Here is a 20,135-nt window from a genome sequence, read left to right as displayed (position 1 = left end):
GATCGGCCTGGCGTTCGCCTTCGGTTGATCGGACGCCGTGGCTGGCTGCCTCGGCGATCCGGACCGCTCGGCCCGCTTCCGACCCGCAACGACGGCGAGGTGGCTTGATCATGATGCTGCCGCCTCACGCCGATCAGACCCGATGACGTGCCGAACCGGAGACCCTGCCGCTCTCCGGTGCCGGGCGTCCCGAAAGCACTCGGAACAACCGCCCGGAGCCGCCGACGAGGACAACACCGCCCGATGATCACCATGCGGCGACCGGACAGTATTCCCCTGCGTAGCCTCAAGCCGTCTCACCGAACGAGGGCACCGTCACCGTCCGTGGAAATGATCGACGTCTCGAACGGACATCACCGCCCGAAACCCATTCGACCCTCCCCCGGCAGCACCGGAAGCCCGTCAGCGAGCCAGTGATCAGCCGCTCGAATCAGGAGTGTGTGGAGTTGTGGGGTTGACCGCCGGTATGTCGCGCCGTCCGCCGCGCGGTCAGCGGCCGACGGAAGCCTCTCCTGGACCATAAGCGCCCAAGTGATGCCGTAATGTAATGCGATCTATGTTGTGCCTGTTGCATGCGATGGTCGAACAAACCTTGTGTAACGCGAGGCTAGGTCGCGAGCACCACTTCGGTCAAGGACTCATGATTCGGCAGCGGATAGGACGTACGGCACAGAGATGCTTACGCCCTGCTCACGATCCCACGGGACAATTCCAGACGTACCGTGCGATCACACCGCTCCCGCACCGGCACACCCACGGCGATCATCATCACCGCGGCACACCCGAGCCCACGACACGGAGCGTGACCAAGAGCCGTAGTCACTGAGCGTATCAGCCGCCCCCGCCGTGACCCCGTCGCGTGATATCCATCCGAATACGCACCAGAGGGTCAATCCTCACATCATGACTATATCGGCGATGGGCCGAGGAGCCGGTGCCAACGCCGCGGAGCCCTGGTCACGGCGACACATTCCCTCATCGGTACGGGATTCCGAAGCCGGCCGGCCTCTCCACACACCCGCAACGGCCACGCGGCACGGGACGTCCATGTTCACCCGAACCGGGCAGCCGACACTCACTCGAATCCGCCACGACGGGCTCCGGCCCTCAGCCGTCCGTAGCCGGTGATCGAATTTCCACGCCCGCTCGTGCGCGCGAATCCGCCGCCGGACAGCCTCCCGCCAGCCGGTCCTCCGCCGGACAGCCCTCCGCCGGACAGCCCTCCGCCCGCAGGTCTCCTGCTGGCCGAGCGTCCGCCGGACAGCCTCCCGTCGTCAGCTCTCCTACTGGCCGAGCGTCCGCCGGACAGCCTCCCGTCTGCAGCTCTCCTACTGGCCGATCGTCCGCCGGACAGCCTCCCGTCGGCAGCTCTCCTACTGGCCGATCGTCCGCCGGACAGCCTCCCGTCGGCAGGTCTCCTGCTAGCCGAAATCCGCCGGACAGCCTCCCGTCGGCCGGTCATCCGACAGCGGGTCTCCTGGCGGCAGGCTCCTGGCGGCAGGTCTCCTGGCGGCCAGTCTCGTGCACGCCGGTCTGCCGCCGCCGATCACGGCACGGGTCAGGACTGCGGGTCGGTCGCCTCATCAGCCAGGGCGTCGGCGTCGATCGCGTCGGCGAACTCGGCGGCCTCGGCGTCGCGTGCCGCCAGCGCGTCCTTCACCGCACGGATGGCAATGCCGGCCGGGTAACCCTTACGGGCGAGCATCGCCACCAGGCGCCGGAAGACCGCATCGGGCGAACCCGTCGCCGTGCGGAGCTTACGATCGACGAGCGCCCGCGCCGCCGTGGCCTCCGCCTCGTCGTCGACGGCTTCGAGAGCCGCACCGGCCACCTCCGCGTCGACTCCACGCTGGCGCAACTCGTTGGCGAGCGCCCGTCGTGCCAGCCCCCGGCCGTGATGCCGACTGGACACCCACGCCCGGGCGAATGCCGCGTCGTCGATGATCCCGACCTCGTCATAGCGATCGAGAACCTCGGCGATCACCTCTTCGGAGATCTCTTTGCGCTGCAGCACCTTCGCGAGCTCGGCACGGGTCCGTGGCCGAACCGCGAGCTGACGCAGACAGATCTCCCGGGCCACCTCCGACTCACTGCGCGGCGGCCCGCCGTCGTTCCCGCTCCGGGTCTCCCCGGCGCCGCCCGCATCCCCGAGACCCGCATCGGAGCCGGAATCGGACGGCCACCCCGAACCGGGCGTGCCACGACGGCCTCTGCGCCCGGCGGCTCGTCGCGGCTCGCCCGCCTCGTCATCCGGTGAACCGGCGCCGGTCCGGGGCGGGATGGCATCCCATCCGCGCCCCGACCGTGCACCGCGTCGTCCCGCCATCGCGGATTACCGGATCAGAAGTCGACGGGCGGCAGCTCGGGCCCGCCGGTCGCGTCGCTGTTCGCCGCCTGGCCGACACCGAGCTTCTCCAGGATCTTCTTCTCGATCTCGGCGGCGACGTCGGGGTTCTCCTTGAGGAACTCGCGCGCCTTCTCCTTGCCCTGGCCGAGCTGGTCGCCGTCATACGTGTACCAGGCGCCGGACTTGCGGATGAAGCCCTGCTCGACACCGACGTCGATGAGCGAACCCTCGCGGGAGATGCCCTTGCCGTACATGATGTCGAACTCGGCCTGCTTGAACGGCGCGGCCACCTTGTTCTTGACGACCTTGACCCGGGTCCGGTTACCGATGACGTCGGTGCCGTCCTTCAGGCTCTCGATACGCCGGACGTCGAGACGGACCGACGCGTAGAACTTCAGCGCGCGGCCACCGGTCGTGGTCTCGGGCGAGCCGAACATGACGCCGATCTTCTCGCGCAGCTGGTTGATGAAGATCGCGGTGGTCCCGGAGTTGTTGAGGATACCGGTGATCTTCCGGAGGGCCTGGCTCATCAGCCGGGCCTGGAGGCCGACGTGGCTGTCGCCCATCTCGCCCTCGATCTCGGCGCGGGGCACGAGGGCGGCCACCGAGTCGATGACGATGATGTCCAGAGCACCGGAGCGGATCAGCATGTCCGCGATCTCCAGGGCCTGCTCACCGGTGTCCGGCTGGGACACCAGCAGGGCGTCGGTGTCGACACCGAGCGCCCGCGCGTACTCCGGGTCGAGGGCGTGCTCGGCGTCGATGAAGGCGGCGATGCCGCCGGCCTTCTGCGCGTTGGCCACGGCGTGCAGCGCGACCGTGGTCTTACCGCTCGACTCCGGCCCGTAGACCTCGATGACACGGCCACGCGGCAGGCCGCCGACACCGAGCGCCACGTCGAGGGCGATGGAGCTGGTCGGGATGACGGCGGTCTGGATGACCGGCCGCTCCCCGAGCCGCATGCACGAACCCTTGCCGAACTGCTTGTCGATCTGCGCCAGCGCCAGTTCGAGCGCTTTCTCCCGATCAGGTGTTCCTGCAGCCATTCCCGCCACCCCTGTATTCGACTTCGCGTTCTTCGCGGACGAGCTTTTGTTCACCACGGTCGACACGGTAGGCGGTGGGTATGACAAAAATCCTCCGCCCCGTCGTGTGCTGTGGATGACCGAGCCGCCGTGGACAATAGCCGAACACCTGTACGACGATCGACCGACACGCCAGAACAGATGTTCTAACCCCTGCTCAGCGCAGCCGCGACGGCACCCGATCGGGGTATGCCGAGACCACCGCGCGCCAGATCGTGGCGGTGTCGACACCCTGAGCGATGGCTTCGTCGATCGTCCGCCCGCCGAGCGCCGTGAAGGCGTGATCGGCGGCGATGCTGTGGGCGTACGCGGAGCCGAAGCTCTGTTCCAACCGTTCCCAGAAGTCTGTCAGCCGCACCGGCAAAGGGTACCCACGCGCGGGATCGTCACCCCTCAGGCGACCGCGGCCGCCGCGACCCGGAGATCGTCGACGAGCCCTCGGTAGGCCGTCTCACGATCGTCGGCCCGCAGCACCGCCGAGGGGTGGATGGTGGCCAGTGCCTGGATCTGCGCCACCGGGAAGTCCTCCGGGTGCTGGGCCGACGCCGGCCACGGCATGAGCTGCCCGCGCGACCGGGTCACCCGGAACGACGGGCCGAGCAGGGCCTTGCCGGCGGTGGCACCGAGGATGACCACCAACTCCGGCTTGAGCAACGCGAACTCGGCGACGACCCAGGGCCGGCAGGCGGTGATGTGGGTGGTCTCCGGGGTCTGGTGGATCCGCCGGGCGCCCCGCTGGACGAAGCGGAAGTGCTTCACGGCATTGGTGATGTACAACTCAGCGGGGTTGATGCCGGCGTCGTCGACCGCGGTGCGGAGCAGCCGGCCGGCCGGGCCCACGAACGGCAGGCCGTGCTGGTCCTCGACGTCACCGGGCTGCTCGCCGACGAAGACGATCCGCGCGTCCGGCGCGCCGCGCCCGAACACGGTCTGGGTCGCGTTCTCGAAGAGCTCGCAGCCGTGACAGTCCGTCGCCGCCGACTTCAGCTCGTCGATGCTCCGAGCGTGCGGAGGTACCCACTGCTGCGCGCCCACCGGCGCTTCCGTCCTCGACATGGGAACGTTCTACCCGTACCCCCCGACAAGAACCGGCCCGGTCACCTCATCGGGGCGGCGGCTCCCGTCGGGTGGACGGCGGCCGCGATCGCCCCGGCCAGATCATCGATCTCCCCGTGGCCCAGCGTGCTGATCGTGATGCGGATCCCGGGTGGGGACTCCAGGCGGAAGAACGCGCCGGGGGCGACCGCATAGCCCCGATCGCGGAGCCCGGTGACCACACGGGTCTCGTCCGGCACCGGGACCCAGACGTTGATGCCGGTGTCACCGTGAGCCTCGACACCTTTCGCACGCAGGGCGGCGCGCAGACGGCTGCGGGTCGTCCCGTAGGTCTCGGCGGCCCGGGCCACCAGTTCCGTCACCCCCGGGTCCTGCCACAGCCACAGCAGCATGCGCTGCAGGACGGTGGAGACCCAGCCCGTGCCGATCCGCATCCGGCCGGCCACCCGGGCCACCGTGGTCTCGTCACCGGCGAGCACCGCGATGCGCAGGTCCGGGCCGAAGGGCTTCGAGGCGGACCGGATGAAGGCCCAGGAGCCGGTCACCGGGCCGATGCAGTACGGCGGCCGATCGGCGAGCTCGGCGGCGTGATCGTCCTCGATGACCACGACACCGGGATGGCCGCTCAGCAGACTCCGCAGCCGGTCGGCACGCTCGGCGCTCACCGCGGCGCCGGTCGGGTTCTGCGCGCGGACGGTGACGACGACGGCACGGGCACCGGAGCGCAGTGCGGCCGCGAGCGCCTCCGGATCCGGGCCCTCCTCGTCGACCGCCACCGGCGCGGCCCGCAGGCCCAGCGCGGCCAGCAGGTCGATCAGGGCCGCCCAGCCCGGGTCCTCGATCGCGACCGTGTCGCCCGGCCGCAGGTGGGCGCCGAGCACCCGCTCGATCGAGTCGAGAGCGCCCGCGGTGACCACGATGTCCGCCCCGTCGACCGGCACGCCCTCACCGAGCAGGCGGGGGCGTGCCGCATCGGCCAGCTCCGGCATGGTGACGGCGGACGCATATCCCTGGGCCGGGCCGATGCGGGCCGCGACGGCGGTCAGAGCCGGGCCCAGGGACGGCAGCAGGCGCTGGTCCGGCTCGCCGGTGGAGAGATCACGCAGGCCGGCCGGGACCGGCGTGCGCAGGCCGGACCGCGGGCCGGCCACGGCGGGCCGGGAACGGACCCGGGTGCCGCGCCGGCCCTCGGTCTCGATCACCCCGCGCTGCCGCAGCTCCTGATAGGCCTTGGCGACCGTCGCGGGACTGACGTGGAGGGCGCCCGCGAGGACCCGCACCGGCGGAAGCGCCGCCCCGGACACCCAGTCACCCCGGACGACGCCCGCCTCGATGCTGGCCGAAATCTCAGCGGCACTCTCACCACTGACCTGATATTGTTCTGCCACAGCGAGGATTCTGTACTAGTACAGACGCCGGAGCAAGCCGAGAGCCCCACGGGGAGGATCCGATGACCGACCTCTACGCCCCCACCCCACGGACGATCCCCCACCGCGCCCGCACACGGATGAGTTATGGGATCGAGGCCGCACACGCCATTCTCGACGAGGCGTTCGACTGCGCGGTGGGTTTCGTCGTCGACGGCGAGCCCCGCGTGCTGCCCGACCTGCACGTCCGGGTGGACGACACGCTCTATCTGCACGGCTCCACCGGGTCGCGGCTGGGGTTGGCCGCACGAGGCGAGGGCGTTCCGGTCTGCGTCTCGGTGACCGTGCTCGACGGGCTGGTCTATGCCCGGTCCCAGTTCAGCCACAGCGCCAACTACCGTTCCGTGGTCGCCCACGGTCTGGCCCGCCCGGTCACCGACGAGGCGGAGAAGCTGCGGGTGCTGACCGCGCTGACCGAGAAGATCGGGCCGGGCCGGGCCGCGGACAGCAGACCACCCACGCGGCAGGAGCTCGCCCAGACCACCGTGCTCGCGCTGCCCCTGACCGAGGTGTCGGTCCGGGCCCGCTCCGGCGGCGTCAACGACGACCCCGACGACCTGGCGCTGCCGCACTGGGCCGGTGTCCTCCCCGTGCGCCTGGTCACCGGCCCACCGGTGACCGAGCCGGGCGTCGCGGCCGCGCCGCCGTCCTACCTGCCCGGCTCCCCGTCGCCGTGGCAGACCCCGGTCGTCCTGGAGGGCCGCCACGTGCGGCTGGAGCCGCTCACCCCGGGTCACGTGCCGGCGCTGTTCGAGGCGCTCGACGACGAAGAGGTCTGGCGGCACATCCCGTTCCCCCGGCCACGGACCGCGGACGAGCTGGCCGAGGACGTCGCCGGTGTGCTGCGCGGCCAATGGCTGGGCCACCGGTCGGCATGGGCGCAGGTCGACCCGGCCAGCGGCGCGGCGATCGGGATGACGACCTATCACGACATCGACGTCGACCTCCGGGCCGTCGCGATCGGGCACACGATGGTCGGCCGGCGATGGTGGCGGACCGGGGTCAACACCGAGGCCAAGCTGTTGCTGCTGGAGCGGGCGTTCGACGTGCTCGGCGCCGAGCGGGTGTTCTGGTACACGGACATTCGCAACGAGCGATCCCAGCAGGCCATCGCACGTCTGGGCGCGAGCCGGGACGGTATGATCCGCCGCCAGCGCCGGCGGCCGGACGGCACCTGGCGCGACACCGTGGTGTTCGCTCTGACCGCGGACGAGTGGCCGGCCGCGGCACAACGCCTCCGAGACCGATTGGCAGCGGGCTGACCCGCCGTTTCGAGAAAGATCGACCGATGTTGGGCATCACCGACTTCTGGACGTACGTCCTCGGCGTCGTCGCCATCATCCTGCTCCCCGGGCCGAATTCGATCTTCGTGCTCTCGGTCGGCGCGCAGCGGGGCATCCGGGCCGGATATCAGGCGGCCGGCGGCGTCTTCCTCGGCGACGCCGTGCTGATGATCCTCTCCGCTACCGGCGTCGCCTCCCTGCTGGGCACCTACCCGGCGCTGTTCCTGGTGCTGAAGTACGCGGGTGCGGCCTACCTGGGCTGGGTGGGCGTCAACATCATCCGCAGCGCCTGGAAACGGTGGCGGCACCGTGCCGAACCGGCCGCCGCTGAACTCACCGTGGCGGAGGAGCCGGCGGCCGGCCTGCAGCGGCCGTTCCGGCGTGCCGCCGTGATCAGCCTGCTCAACCCGAAGGCGATCCTGTTCTTCGTGTCGTTCTTCATCCAGTTCGTCGAACCCGGGTACCCGCACCCCGCGCTGTCGTTCCTGATCCTCGGCGCGGTCGTGCAGTTCTTCAGCGGCCTCTACCTCACGGCGCTGATCTTCGGTGGCCGCTATCTCGCCGGCCAGTTCCGGCAGCGGCGCGGGCTCGCGACCGGTGCGTCCACCGCTGTCGGCGCGCTGTTCGTGGGTTTCGGCGTCAAGCTCGCGACCGCCGGCGTCGGCTCATGACCGTGGTCAACGCCGGCCCGCAGCGCCCAGGCGCGGGTCCGGCGGGGTCCGGTCGGTGTAAAAGGTACCGCGGATCAACTGGATCTTGACCAGGTCGGCCGACCAGGTCTTCTCCGGGGTGCTCCACCCCAGCGCGTAACCGCGGCCGTCGATGACGAACCATCGGATCCCGCAGCGCCGGGCCGCCCCCGCCGCCGAGCGGTACCGGTACTCCCAATCGGCGGCCTTGTGCAGCAACGGCACCGGGGCTACACCGGACAGGGCGTAACCCGGCAGGCTCCGCGCATCCGCGAGGCGGCGGGCCTCGGCCTGGATCGCCGCCAGCGGGTCGGCAGCGGGATCCCGGCCGACGTCCAGGCTCATCACCCGGGTGTTGCGAGGGCTCCGGAAGCAGTAGGTGTCGCCGGTCCGCTGGTAGCTCCACCCGTCGGGAACGGCGATGTGAAAACCGGATCCGTCCGTGAAGTACGACCAGCCGGCCTGCAGCATCCACCCGTTCACCCCGCGGGCCGCGCCCTTCCGCGGTGTGACGGGCAGGCCAGCGGGCGGTGGGCTGTCACAGAGAGCCGGCGAGAACGGCGTCCGCTCGGCGGTCGCCGATGCGGCCACGGAGGACACCGGCGCCGATGCGGCCACGGACGGCATCGAAGAGAACGGCCCGGCACCGGATGAGCCTGGCGGGAGCTGCCCGGGACCGGGCGACGCGGCCGGGCCGGGTCCCGCCGGTTCTCCGCCCTGGCTCGCGGAGAAGCCGGGCACGCCGGTGGGCAGTGGCACGCCCGGCACCGGTGAGCCCGGCGAGGGTACGAGGGCCGACGGCGCCACCGGCGACGGGAAGAAGACCTGCGGCCGGGGCTCGTTCAGTTCCGCGACGTAACCCGTCAGCACACTGCCGGCAGCGAACAGCACGACCAGGGCCGTGATGGCGAGACGGGCCTGGGCCACCCGAACCCGGAGCGGGCGGAACCGCCGCGCCGTCCGGGTGGAGGCGCCCGGGGTGACGCGTACGAGGGCCTGACCCGGCGGCCGGGACAACGGGGTCGTCTCGGGTTCCGCCGGGATCGGATCGGTGATCTCCTCGGATGTAGGCCCCGTGAGAGCCGCTCGCTCGTGCGCGCCCACCGGTTCCACCGCGGCCGAACCGCCCGGCCCCGCACCGGCGACGGCCACCTCCGCTACGGGTTCCCGCCGTCCGGCTTCGGAACGGCCCCCCGGCTCAGCGTCGCATCTCGGCTCGGTGCTCGCCGGATCGCCCACCACTACGGGCAGCGGCTTCCCACTCGCTCGATCGCCGTCCCCGGCCCCGGCACGCGACTCCGCACCCGCCGCGTCATCGAGGCCGGGCCTCACCGGCGGTTCCACGCCCGCTGGGCCGGTCGTGCCGGGTCCGGCCGGCGGCCGTACCTCCGCTGCTTCAGCCGGAAGAGGCCCCGCTTGCTTCCGCATTCCAGCAGAAGCACGGCCGGCCTCTGCCGGATCAGCCACAACAGGCACGATCTGCGGCCTCCGCTCAGCAGGCAGAGCCTTGACCTGCGGCATCGGCTCAGCCGTAGCAGGACTCGTCCGCGACATCGGCTCAGCCGTAGCAGGATTGATCCGCGGCTTCGACTCGGCCGGAGCGGGGTCGATCTGCGGCCTCGCCGGTCCCGGATCAACCGGGACGGGACCGGTCTGAGGTCTCGCCTCAGCTGGATCCGACGTCGCGGGTTCGAGGGATCGTTCGGTGCCGGCCGGGCCTGATCCGGTTCCGGCTACGGGTTCGTTCTCGTCCGGGCGGTTCCGGTCATGATCCACAGGCGGCACGGCGGCACCTTCCGCCGGCGCCTCGGGCCGGCGGGAGCCGGTGACGGCGACACCCGAGGGCGAACGCGGCGCGGGGACCACCGGCCCCGTCTGCGGTGCCGGGTCGCCCGGCGGCTTGCCCGGAACCGCCCGGCCACTCGGAGGACCCTCGCGCGCCGGCCCGGACGGCTGCGGACTCAGAACCCGCTCCGTCGACTCCCCACCCCGAACCGGCCTGGGCTGCGGCTGCGGCGCCGGCGACAAGGGCGAAGCCGGCTCGGGCTGCGGCGAAGGCGGCGACAAGGGCGAAGCCGGCCTGGGCTGCGGCGGCGACGATGCCGGAGCCGGTCTCGCCTGGGAACGGGGCGAGGGACGCGCGGACGCCGCGGCCGGGCCTCGGCGGGTCACCCCCGGTTGCGTCGTGTTCCTGCGCCGCCGCAGCCCCGCGTCGTCGGCCGGGATGCCGACCCCGGATCCTCCCGACGCCACCGGCAGCACCTCCACCTCCGGGTTCTCGCCGGAGGACCGGCGGGAACGTTCCCGGCGACCGGCCGGGAACGGGGCCTCCGGCGAGCCGGCGAACACGATCATGTGAAGCCGGCGTTCGATCTCGGGAACCGTCAGTCGGGCGGCGGGCTCATAGCGCAGGAGCCCGTCCAGGACCGGCGTCAGCGGCCCGGCCCGGACCGGCGGGTCGGGTGGCTCGGTGGCGAGGGCGGCGAGGGTCGCCATCGCGGTCTCCCGCGCGTAGGGCGAGCGTCCTTCGACCGCCGCGTACAGCGTCGCACCCAGCGACCACAGGTCGGATTCGACCGTGGACGCGCCTTCCCGGGCCCGTTCCGGGGAGACGTACTGCGGTGAGCCGACGATCAGCCCCGGCGCCGTCACGGATCCGTCGTCCACGAACGTGGCGAGACCGAAATCGGTCAGCACCACCCGTCCGTCGGTTCCGATCAGGACGTTGTGCGGCTTGATGTCACGGTGCAGGACACCGGCTTGGTGCGCGGCGTCGAGCGCGTCCAGCACGGCCAGTCCGATCCGGGCGGCGATCGCCGGATCGTACGGCCCCTGGTCGTTCAGGACCTGGTGGAGCGACCGGGACGGCACGTACTCCATGACGATCCAGGACAGCCCTCCGGTGTGCACCACGTCGTAGATGCGAACCACGTTGGGATGGTTCAGCCGGGCGGCGCTGCGAGCCTCGCGGAGCGTGCGCTCCCGCAGCCGGTCCTGTTCCGCATCGGTCATCCAGTCCGGCGGAATGATCTCCTTGACGGCCACGTCGCGGTGCAGCATCTCGTCCCGGGCCAGCCAGACCCGGCCCATCCCGCCCGCGCCGACCGGTTCCAGGAGACGGTACCGATCGGCGACGAGCATCTGCCTGACCGCCATCGGCACCCACCCATCACGTCGGGTATCAGGATAATCACGCACAGACCGCCCAAGAAATGACGATCACCCGGTCCCCGCGTGCGGCTCCGGCGAATCCGAGACACCCTCACGAGCGGGGCCTGACGGCCTATCACGACCTTTCGGGGGTACGGGTGAAGCAGGCGGCCTGCTTTCCCCGTACCCCGCAAGGTTCTGGAGGGCGGCGACCGTGAGCGGCCCGGAAATCTTGCCGGACCGCTTCGCCGGGCCCGGTTTTTGTCATACCCGCGAGGCAGGATGTGAGGCGTGCGAGAGGTGCTCGAGAAGTTCGGTCCGGCCACCCGGGAGTGGTTCACGGCCGCCTTCGCCGCGCCCACCGCCGCTCAGACCGGGGCGTGGCGGGCGATCGGCGCGGGCCGCAACGCCCTGGTGGTCGCGCCGACCGGGTCCGGCAAGACGCTGGCGGCCTTCCTCTGGTCGCTCGACCGGCTGGCCCGTGAGCCGGTTCCGGAGCAGCCACGCCAGCGGTGCCGGGTGCTCTATGTGAGCCCGCTGAAAGCGCTGGCGGTCGATGTGGAGCGCAACCTGCGCGCGCCGCTGACCGGCATCCGCCAGGCGGCCGGGCGGCTGGGCCTGCCGCCACCGGACATCACCGTCGGCATGCGCACCGGCGACACCCCGGCGGAGGAGCGGCGCGGCTTCGCCCGCACCCCGCCGGACATTCTGATCACCACGCCGGAGTCGTTGTTCCTGCTGCTCACCTCGGCGGCGCGGGAGTCGTTGCGGGCCGTCCAGACGGTGATCATCGACGAGGTGCACGCGGTCGCGGCGACCAAGCGGGGCGCTCACCTGGCCCTGTCGCTGGAGCGGCTGGACGCTCTGCTGGAGACGCCCGCGCAACGGGTCGGCCTGTCGGCGACGGTGCGGCCGATCGACGAGACCGCCCGGTTCCTCGGCGGCGCGCGCGATGTCGAGATCGTGCAGCCCCGCAGCGCCAAGACCATCGAGGTCACGGTCGAGGTCCCGGTGGAGGACATGACCCGCCTCGACGAGCGGCCCGACCCCGGCCAGGACGATCCCGGGTCGAGCCGGCACACGCCGTCGATCTGGCCGGCGGTCGAGGAGCGGGTCCTCGACCTGATCGAGGCGCACCGGTCGACGATCGTGTTCACCAATTCCCGGCGCGGATCCGAGCGGCTCTGCGCCCGCCTCAACGAGCTGGCCGCCGAGCGTGCCGACCCGGCGCTCGCCCAGGTGGTCACCGGCGGCCGCACGCCTGCGGAGATCATGGCGCAGGCCGGTGGCACTCGGGGCGCGCCACCGGTCGTGGCCCGCGCCCATCACGGCAGCGTCTCCCGTGAGGAGCGCAAACAGATCGAGGAGGCGCTGAAATCCGGGCTGCTTCCCGCGGTGGTGGCGACCTCCAGCCTGGAGCTGGGCATCGACATGGGCGCCGTCGACCTGGTGGTGCAGATCGAGGCGCCGCCGTCGGTCGCGGCCGGTCTGCAGCGCATCGGCCGGGCCGGGCACCAGGTCGGCGCGGTCTCCCGGGGTGTGGTCTTCCCGAAACACCGCGGTGACCTGCTGTCCTGCGCCGTGGTGGCGAAGCGGATGGGCGACGGCGCGATCGAGGAGCTGCGCTATCCCCGCAATCCGCTCGACGTGCTCGCCCAGCAGATCGTCGCGATGGTCGCCCTCGACGAGTGGCAGGTCGACGATCTGGCCGCGCTGGTCCGGCGGGCCGCCCCGTTCGCCGAGCTGCCGTCGTCGGCGCTGCACGCGGTGCTCGACATGCTGTCCGGGCGCTATCCGTCGACCGCGTTCGCCGAGCTGCGCCCGCGGCTGGTCTGGGACCGAGCCACCGACCTGCTCACCGGCCGGCCCGGTGCCCAGCGCCTGGCGGTGACCAGCGGCGGCACGATTCCGGATCGGGGCACGTTCGGTGTCTTCCTGGCCGGTTCGGAGCGGGTGTCCCGGGTCGGCGAGCTCGACGAGGAGATGGTCTACGAGTCCCGCGTCGGTGACGTCTTCCTGCTCGGCTCCACCTCCTGGCGGATCGAGGACATCACGCCCGACCGGGTGCTGGTCTCCCCCGCGCCGGGGGCGCCGGCCCGGATGCCGTTCTGGAAAGGCGATTCCCCCGGCCGGCCGATCGAGCTGGGCCGTGCGATCGGCGCCCGGCTGCGCGGTCTGGTCAAGGCCGGTGACGAGGCCGCCACCTCGGCGCTGCGCGAGTCCGGGCTGGACGAGTGGGCGGCCGGCAACCTGATCTCCTATCTGCGCGAGCAGCGGGAGTCGACCCGGCATCTGCCCGACGACCGGACCGTCGTGGTCGAGCGGTTCCGCGACGAGCTGGGCGACTGGCGGATGACCGTGCACTGCGTGCTCGGCGCGCGGGTCAACGCGCCGTGGGCGCTGGCGATCGCCCGGCGGCTCAGCGAGCGGTTCGGGGTGGACGGTCAGGTGATGCCCTCCGACGACGGCATCGTGGTGCGCCTGCCGGACACCGCGGACGAGCCGCCCGGCGCCGAGCTGGTCACCTTCGATCCGGAGGAGATCGCTGGGCTGGTCGAGGAGACGGTCGGCACGTCGGCGCTGTTCGCCTCCCGGTTCCGCGAGTGTGCCGCGCGCTCGCTGCTGCTGCCGCGCCGTGACCCGCGCCGCCGGCAGCCGCTCTGGCAGCAGCGGCAGCGGTCGGCGCAGCTGCTGGACGTGGCGCGCGAGTTCGCCGACTTCCCGGTCACCCTGGAGGCGGCCCGCGAGTGCCTGCAGGACGTGTTCGACGTCCCCGGCCTGGTCGGCCTGATGCGGGAGATCTCCGGCCGCAAGGTCCGGCTGGTCGAGGCGGAGACGGCACGGCCGTCGCCGTTCGCCCGGTCGCTGCTCTTCGGTTACGTGGGGGCTTTCCTCTACGAGGGGGACGCGCCGCTGGCCGAGCGGCGGGCGGCCGCGCTGACCCTGGATTCCACGCTGCTCGGCGAGCTGCTCGGCCGGGTCGATCTGCGGGAGCTGCTCGACCCGGAGGTGGTGGCCGAGACCGAGGCGCAGCTGCAGTGGCTCACCACGCAGCGCACTCCCCGGGACGCGGAGGACGCCGCCGAGCTGCTCCGGCTCCTCGGCGACCTGTCCCCCGACGAGCTGGCCGTGCGCGGAGTCCCGGAGGAGTGGGTGGAGGCTCTCGCGGCGGCGCGCCGGGCGATCCGGATCCGGGTGGCCGGGCAGGACCGCTGGATCGGCATCGACGACGCCGGCCGCTATCGGGACGCGCTCGGGGTCGCGCTGCCGGTCGGCGTTCCGGAGGCCTATCTCGAGCCGGTCGCCGATCCGCTCGGTGATCTGGTCGCCCGGTTCGCCCGGACGCACGGGCCGTTCGCGGCGGCGACCTGCGCGGCCCGGTTCGGGCTCGGCGTCTTCGTCGTCGAGCAGGCCCTCAAGCGGCTCAGCTCGACGGGACGGGTCACCTCCGGCGAGTTCTCCCCCGGCGGCGCGGGCACCGAGTGGTGCGACGCCGAGGTCCTGCGGATGCTCCGGCGACGGTCGCTGGCGGCGCTGCGCCGCGAGATCGAGCCGGTTCCACCCCGGGTGCTGGCCACCTTCCTTCCCCGCTGGCAGCAGGTCGGCGGCAATGCGCGCGGCATCGACGCGCTCGCCTCCGCGATCGAGCAGGTGCAGGGGGTGGCGGTTCCCGCCTCGGCCTGGGAGCGGCTGGTGCTGCCGGCCCGGGTCGCCGACTACGCGCCACCCCTGCTCGACGAGCTCTGCGCCTCCGGTGAGGTGGTGTGGGCCGGGTCCGGTTCGATCACCGGTGGGGACGGCTGGGTGACGCTGGCCTATGCGGAGAGCGCGCCGCTTCTACTGCCTCCGCCGGACGAGGAGTTCGCCACGACGCCGCTGCATCAGAGCATCCTCGCAGCCCTCGACGACGGTCAGGCTCTGTTCTTCCGTTCGCTCTCGGACCGGGTCGGTGCGACCGACGACACCGGGCTCGCCGCCGCGGTGTGGGATCTGGTGTGGGCCGGGCATCTGACCAACGACACGTTCGCGCCGCTGCGGGCCCTGCTCGGCGGCAGCGGCGCGCACCGGGCGAAAGCCGCCCCCGCCCGCGCGCGGTACCGGCGTCCGGGCCGTCCGCAACTCCCCGCTCGCGGCGGGCCGCCGAACATGGCGGGCCGCTGGTCACGGCTTCCCGAGCGGGATCTGGACCCCACCCGGCGGGCCGCGGCCGTCGCCGACCTGCTGCTGGAGCGGCACGGTGTGGTGACCCGCGGTGCGGCCATGGCGGAGGGGGTGACCGGCGGGTTCGCGGCGGTCTACCCGGTGCTCGCGGCCCTGGAGGAGCGCGGGGCGGCACGTCGGGGCTATTTCGTCGAGGGTCTCGGCGCCGCCCAGTTCGCGGTGCCGGGCGCCGTCGACCGGCTGCGGGCGCTCAGCGAGCCCGACGAGGACCGGCGGAGCGGCGCACCCGCGGTGGTCCTGGCAGCGACGGATCCGGCCAACCCCTACGGTGCGGCGCTGCCCTGGCCGGAACGGATCGTCGACAGCGGCGACGGCGAGCCGGTCGCCAAGGCCGGTCACCGCGCCGGCCGGAAAGCGGGCGCCCTGGTGGTGCTGGCCGGTGGCGATCTGGTGCTCTACGTGGAGCGTGGCGGGCGGACCCTGCTGTCGTTCATGGACGACACGGAGGCTCTCGGCAAGGCCGCACACGGCCTCGCCGGCGCGGTTCGATCGGGAGCTCTGGGCCCCCTGTCGGTGGAACGCGCCGACGGCGAGTCGGTGCACGCGTCGCCGCTGCGGGACGCGCTGACCGCGGCCGGTTTCCGCACCACCCCCCGTGGGCTCCGCCTCCGAGCCTGACCGAGCCACTTCCGAACAGCCGGCAGAAGGCAGCCGACCAGAAGGGGCGGACCCGTGATGCGCGGGGCAGGCGGCCGACCAGAAGGGGCGGACCCGCGATACGCGGCAGGCGGCCGACCAGAAAGGGCCGACCCACGATGCACGGCAGGCGGCCGACCAGAAAAGGGCGACCACCTGCCGTGCCGAACGCGGTTGACGAAAGCCGGAGAGAGTCGGCCGCAGGTCAGAGCCGCGGCGCGACCTCGGAGGCGACCAGTTCGACGTGATCGAGGTCGGACAGGTCGAGGACCTGGAGGAACAGCCGGGAAGCACCGGCCTCGGCGTAGCGACGGATGATGTCCACCGCTTCGGACGGCGTGCCGACGACGCCGCCGTTGGCACGCATCTCCTCCTGTTCGCGGCCGATCGCGGCGGCGCGGCGGCGGACCTCGGCGTCGTCGCGGCCCACGCAGAGGACGGCGGCGGCGGAGAAGGCCAGGGGTTCGGTGCGGCCGAGAGCGTCGGCGGCGGCGCGGACCCGGTCGAACTGCGCCGGAATGTCCTCGATCTTGGAGAACGGCACGTTGAACTCGGTGGCGTAGCGGGCCGCCAGGTACGGCGTGCGCTTCTTGCCGTGGCCACCGACGATGACCGGCGGGCGGGGCGACTGGACCGGCTTGGGCAGCGCGGGCGAACCGCTGACCTGGTAGTGCTTGCCGCCGAAGTCGTAGGTGGAGCCGGCCGGGGTCTCCCACAGGCCGGTGATGATTTCCAGCTGTTCCTCGAGACGGTCGAAACGCTCGCCCAGCGCCGGGAACGGGATGCCGTAGGCCTGGTGCTCCTCCTCGAACCAGCCGCCACCGAGGCCGAACTCGATCCGGCCGCCGCTCATCGCGTCCACCTGGGCCACCGCGATCGCGAGCGGGCCGGGCAGCCGGAAGGTGGCCGAACTGACGAGGGTGCCGAGCCGGATCCGCGAGGTCTGGACGGCCAGCGCGGCCAGCGTGATCCACGCGTCGGTCGGGCCGGGCAGACCGGACACTCCGCCCATCTTGAGGTAGTGGTCGGAGCGGAAGAACCCGTCGTATCCGCCGTCCTCGGCGGCTTTGGCGACCCGCAGGAGATCGTCGTGGGTGGCGCCCTGCTGGGGTTCGGTGAAGATCACGAGACGCATGGATCAACACTGCCACGCCACCGCGGCGCGCCCGCCCCACATCGACCGACAACAGGCAGTAACGTTGAACACCATGGCCGGTTATGGATGGATCAGTTTCACCACCGATTACGGCACTTTCGACGGCTTCGTCGCCGCCTGCCATGGGTCGATCGCCCGCGTCGCGCCCGACGTCCGAGTGATCGACGTCACTCATCATGTTCCGCCGGCTGACGTCAGCCGGGGCGCCGCCGTCCTGGCGCAGACCGCGCCCTACCTGCCGGCCTCGGTGCACCTCGCGGTCGTCGACCCGGGCGTCGGCACGGCCCGCCGCGGCGTCGTTCTGACCACGCCGAACGGGCTTCTGGTCGGCCCCGACAACGGCCTGCTGATCTGGGCGGCCGTGGCCCTCGGCGGCATCACCGCAGCTCACGAGCTGGACAACGAGGACTGGCGGCTCGGCGACGTCGCCCGCACGTTCCACGGGCGTGACGTGTTCGCCCCGGCGGCGGCCCGTCTGGCGGCCGGCGCGGCGCCCGCGGAGGCGGGACCGGCGATCGATCCGGCCACGCTGATCCGGCTGCCCGACCCGGTGGTCACCATCGGCGACGGCTGGATCGAGGCCGAGGTGCTGACCGTCGACCGGTTCGGCAACGTGCAGCTGGCAGCCGAGGCGTCGGCGCTGTCCGGACTCGGCTCCGAACTCCTCGTCAACGGCAACGTCCGGGCCCGTCGCGGCACCACTTTCGCCGATGTGAACGTCGGCGAACTACTGGTCTTCCCCGATTCCGCCGACCGCGTCGCGATCGCCGTCAACAACGGCCGCGCCGTGGTCCTGCTGTCCGTCGTCCCCGGCGACACCGTCCGCATCACCGCCCGCTGACCCGAAGACAAAGCCCTTCTTTCGGTACGGGCCACCCCACGTCCCGTGACTCGCGGCGGCTGCGGCAGGCCTTCCCTTACGGCGGCCGCTCGCCGCCGGCTCATGCCCGTCCTCACGGTCGAAGCCACGAGCAGCCAGGAATCCCGGCCCTCGACGGGGACGGGCCGGGTCAGTCCGGCGGCGAGAACGGGCGAGCGGGGCAGGTCGGGCCGTCGACAAACGGTCGGTCCGGTTCCGAGGACGACAGCGAGGGACAGGGGCGGGACGGGTCAGCTACAAGGCTGCGACGACGGACCGGAACAAGGCGAGCAGGGCAGCGACAAGGCGGACCGGCCGAGAGCGAGACGGAATGCCGGGGTGACAGGCCAGGGACGATCGGAAGGGACGAGGATGAAGTTCGGCGGGTCACGAACCGGCGGAGTACGTCACGAACCGGCAGAATGGAGGCATGCCGGAAGGGGATACCGTCTGGAACACCGCCCGCGTGCTGGAGAAGGCCCTGACCGGTGAGGTCCTGACCGGCTCCGATTTCCGGCTGCCGCGGCTGGCCACCACCGATCTCGCCGGCTGGACGGTCGCCGAGTCCGCCAGCCGTGGGAAGCATCTGCTTCTCCGGCTCACCCGGGACGGACGTCCCGCGCACACGCTGCACTCGCATCTGCGGATGGAGGGCGCCTGGCGGGCCTATGCCCCCGGTGAACGCTGGACCGCCCGTCCCGCCCACCTGATCCGGGTGGTGCTGCGGACCGCCCGTTCGGTGGCCGTCGGGTACCACCTGCACGACGTGACGCTGATTCCCACGGCCGACGAGGACACTCTGGTGGGCCATCTGGGCCCGGATCTGCTCGGCGCCGATTGGGACCCGGCCGAGGCGGTCCACCGGATCACGGCCACACCGTCGGCCAGTATCGCTGAGGCATTGCTGGACCAGCGAAATCTCGCCGGGGTGGGGAACCTCTACAAGGCGGAGACGCTCTTCCTTCGCGGCCTCTGGCCCTGGACGCCGGTTGCCGACGTGCCGGACCTCACCGGCACCGTCGAGATGGCACAGAAGCTGGTGGCCTCCAACCGCGGCCGCTGGACGCAGACCACCACCGGTTCCCTGCGCAAGGGCCAGACCAGCTATGTGTACGGCAGGCGCGCCCAGCCGTGCCGCCGATGCGGCACGGCCATCCGCAAGGCCGAACAGGACGAACGCGTCACCTACTGGTGTCCCCGCTGCCAGCCGGAGACCCGCTGACCACCCACCGACCGGGAGCCGGTGATGCCGGCGGCCCACTGACCTCCCGCATAGAGCGATGCCGGCGGCCCACTGACGTCCCGTCATAGCCGGAGACACGGTGGCAACCCCACCATGCCGGACGCCCGGTGATCGCTTGCGCGGTCGGAGCGCCGCCGGTCCCACGGGTGCCGGAAGATTCGCTGCCCCGTGGGCAAGCGTCAGCCCGCGGCCGCCGACGGTGACTGTGGTGGCACCCGGATCTCCGAGGCTCGCAGTTCGGCGAGGGCCTCGGCGAGGCCACGAAGCTGGTCGGTGGCGTCGAGCAGGCTGGTATGGCCCGGATGCCGGACGTCGGCGACCGGATGCCCGTCCTCCGCGACGTAGCTGGCCGCGGCGACGACGAGATCCTCGTATGCCTGGACACCGTCGATGAACTGCTCGGTGAGCCCGGCATGCGACTCGGCGAGCGGCTCCCGGCGGCCGGCCGGCCCGAGCGGCATCGCTTTCTCCACGCTCGCCACCCGCTGGCCCAGGTCGCGCAGCCACCGCTCGGCGGTCGCCGCCTCCAGCAGGGCCGTCTCGCCGGATCCGGTGAGACGGCCGGCCAGCCCGGCCATCGCGGTCGAGGCCCGTTCCAGCCGATCCCATGCGTCGGCGATCGCGGAGCCGCGCAGCGCGTAACGGTTGCGCTGACGGCGGACCTCCCGCACCATGGCCTGCCCGGTGGGGAACCGCTCGAGGGCCTTGGTGAGCCGGTCCTCCGGGAGGCTGGGCGGTGGCGCGGGGGTGGCGGCCATCTCCCGGTGGTCACTCCAGCGCCACCAGGCGAGCACCGCCGATCCGCCGGCCGCGGCCGCCCAGGCCGCGTCGGCGAGACCGATCCCCGCGTACGGCGTGAGAACCGTGGCGGCCGCGGTCAGGCCGCCCCCCAGCACGCTCCACCGCCGCGCCGAACCCCGCAGCCGCTTGAGCCGCCGGAAGTGCTTGGCCCGCTCGTCCACCGTCGATCCTCTCGTCGTCGC

General features: G+C 72.1%; 13 protein-coding genes. 5 read left to right on the top strand and 8 right to left on the bottom strand.

The features are described from left to right. Nucleotides 1-1,558: 1,558 nt before the first annotated feature. The 5 genes from Aut01nite_RS36000 to Aut01nite_RS35980 form a co-directional block, all read right to left on the bottom strand. The gene (locus tag Aut01nite_RS36000; protein ID WP_043532511.1) at nt 1,559-2,326 is read right to left on the bottom strand and encodes a regulatory protein RecX; all 768 of its coding nucleotides are present in this window, start codon (nt 2,324-2,326) and stop codon (nt 1,559-1,561) included. 14 nt (nt 2,327-2,340) lie between these two features. Further along, nucleotides 2,341-3,393: a recombinase RecA gene (recA, locus tag Aut01nite_RS35995; RefSeq protein WP_043532513.1), complete on the bottom strand. Its 1,053-nt coding sequence runs from the start codon at nt 3,391-3,393 to the stop codon at nt 2,341-2,343. Between the two features lie 196 nt (nt 3,394-3,589). Then, nucleotides 3,590-3,790 carry a DUF3046 domain-containing protein gene (locus Aut01nite_RS35990; RefSeq protein WP_043532515.1) on the bottom strand — a complete coding sequence of 67 codons (201 nt, stop codon included), beginning with the start codon at nt 3,788-3,790 and terminating at the stop codon, nt 3,590-3,592. 35 nt (nt 3,791-3,825) lie between these two features. Beyond that, on the bottom strand, nt 3,826-4,488 hold the full coding sequence (locus Aut01nite_RS35985) for a UdgX family uracil-DNA binding protein (RefSeq protein WP_043532517.1): 663 nt from the start codon (nt 4,486-4,488) through the stop codon (nt 3,826-3,828). Between the two features lie 41 nt (nt 4,489-4,529). Beyond that, the gene (locus Aut01nite_RS35980; protein WP_043532519.1) at nt 4,530-5,876 is read right to left on the bottom strand and encodes an aminotransferase class I/II-fold pyridoxal phosphate-dependent enzyme; all 1,347 of its coding nucleotides are present in this window, start codon (nt 5,874-5,876) and stop codon (nt 4,530-4,532) included. Between the two features lie 62 nt (nt 5,877-5,938). Here Aut01nite_RS35980 and Aut01nite_RS35975 point away from each other — a divergent pair, with 62 nt between their 5' ends. After that, on the top strand, nt 5,939-7,177 hold the full coding sequence (locus tag Aut01nite_RS35975) for a bifunctional pyridoxamine 5'-phosphate oxidase family protein/GNAT family N-acetyltransferase (RefSeq protein WP_043532521.1): 1,239 nt from the start codon (nt 5,939-5,941) through the stop codon (nt 7,175-7,177). Between the two features lie 26 nt (nt 7,178-7,203). After that, entirely contained in the window at nt 7,204-7,869 is a 666-nt protein-coding gene (leuE, locus tag Aut01nite_RS35970) for a leucine efflux protein LeuE (protein WP_043532523.1), read from the top strand. 6 nt (nt 7,870-7,875) lie between these two features. Here leuE and Aut01nite_RS45150 read toward each other — a convergent pair whose 3' ends face one another. After that, nucleotides 7,876-11,043 carry a serine/threonine-protein kinase gene (locus tag Aut01nite_RS45150; protein ID WP_373871563.1) on the bottom strand — a complete coding sequence of 1,056 codons (3,168 nt, stop codon included), beginning with the start codon at nt 11,041-11,043 and terminating at the stop codon, nt 7,876-7,878. A gap of 285 nt (nt 11,044-11,328) precedes the next feature. Here Aut01nite_RS45150 and Aut01nite_RS35960 point away from each other — a divergent pair, with 285 nt between their 5' ends. Further along, nucleotides 11,329-15,876 carry an ATP-dependent helicase gene (locus tag Aut01nite_RS35960; protein ID WP_425551449.1) on the top strand — a complete coding sequence of 1,516 codons (4,548 nt, stop codon included), beginning with the start codon at nt 11,329-11,331 and terminating at the stop codon, nt 15,874-15,876. Between the two features lie 223 nt (nt 15,877-16,099). On the opposite strand, the gene Aut01nite_RS35955 is transcribed toward Aut01nite_RS35960, so the two are convergent. Beyond that, the gene (locus tag Aut01nite_RS35955) at nt 16,100-17,029 is read right to left on the bottom strand and encodes an LLM class F420-dependent oxidoreductase (protein ID WP_043532525.1); all 930 of its coding nucleotides are present in this window, start codon (nt 17,027-17,029) and stop codon (nt 16,100-16,102) included. Nucleotides 17,030-17,102: 73 nt separating this feature from the next. On the opposite strand from Aut01nite_RS35955, the gene Aut01nite_RS35950 reads away from it, so the two are divergent. Together Aut01nite_RS35950 and Aut01nite_RS35945 are read left to right on the top strand one after the other, a co-directional pair. Beyond that, nucleotides 17,103-17,891 (top strand): SAM hydrolase/SAM-dependent halogenase family protein, encoded by a 789-nt coding sequence (locus tag Aut01nite_RS35950; RefSeq protein WP_043532527.1) that lies wholly within the window; start codon nt 17,103-17,105, stop codon nt 17,889-17,891. 448 nt (nt 17,892-18,339) lie between these two features. Continuing rightward, nucleotides 18,340-19,131, top strand: a complete 792-nt coding sequence (locus tag Aut01nite_RS35945) for a DNA-formamidopyrimidine glycosylase family protein (RefSeq protein ID WP_043532529.1) — start codon at nt 18,340-18,342, stop codon at nt 19,129-19,131. Nucleotides 19,132-19,331: 200 nt separating this feature from the next. Here Aut01nite_RS35945 and pspM read toward each other — a convergent pair whose 3' ends face one another. After that, nucleotides 19,332-20,114, bottom strand: a complete 783-nt coding sequence (gene pspM / locus Aut01nite_RS35940; protein ID WP_043532531.1) for a phage shock envelope stress response protein PspM — start codon at nt 20,112-20,114, stop codon at nt 19,332-19,334. Between the last annotated feature and the right edge of the window lie 21 nt (nt 20,115-20,135).

Source organism: Actinoplanes utahensis, assembly GCF_016862455.1.
GTDB classification, from domain to species: domain Bacteria; phylum Actinomycetota; class Actinomycetes; order Mycobacteriales; family Micromonosporaceae; genus Actinoplanes; species Actinoplanes utahensis.
This window is presented reverse-complemented; position numbering and strand designations above follow the sequence as displayed.

What these genes read in the sequence shown, in the direction of transcription:
- Aut01nite_RS36000 (WP_043532511.1), bottom strand. Translation starts at nt 2,326, where the DNA reads ATGGCGGGACGACGCGGTGCACGGTCGGGGCGCGGATGGGATGCCATC.
- recA (WP_043532513.1), bottom strand. Translation starts at nt 3,393, where the DNA reads ATGGCTGCAGGAACACCTGATCGGGAGAAAGCGCTCGAACTGGCGCTG.
- Aut01nite_RS35985 (WP_043532517.1), bottom strand. Translation starts at nt 4,488, where the DNA reads ATGTCGAGGACGGAAGCGCCGGTGGGCGCGCAGCAGTGGGTACCTCCG.
- Aut01nite_RS35975 (WP_043532521.1), top strand. Translation starts at nt 5,939, where the DNA reads ATGACCGACCTCTACGCCCCCACCCCACGGACGATCCCCCACCGCGCC.
- leuE (WP_043532523.1), top strand. Translation starts at nt 7,204, where the DNA reads ATGTTGGGCATCACCGACTTCTGGACGTACGTCCTCGGCGTCGTCGCC.
- Aut01nite_RS45150 (WP_373871563.1), bottom strand. Translation starts at nt 11,043, where the DNA reads ATGGCGGTCAGGCAGATGCTCGTCGCCGATCGGTACCGTCTCCTGGAA.
- Aut01nite_RS35955 (WP_043532525.1), bottom strand. Translation starts at nt 17,029, where the DNA reads ATGCGTCTCGTGATCTTCACCGAACCCCAGCAGGGCGCCACCCACGAC.
- Aut01nite_RS35950 (WP_043532527.1), top strand. Translation starts at nt 17,103, where the DNA reads ATGGCCGGTTATGGATGGATCAGTTTCACCACCGATTACGGCACTTTC.
- Aut01nite_RS35945 (WP_043532529.1), top strand. Translation starts at nt 18,340, where the DNA reads ATGCCGGAAGGGGATACCGTCTGGAACACCGCCCGCGTGCTGGAGAAG.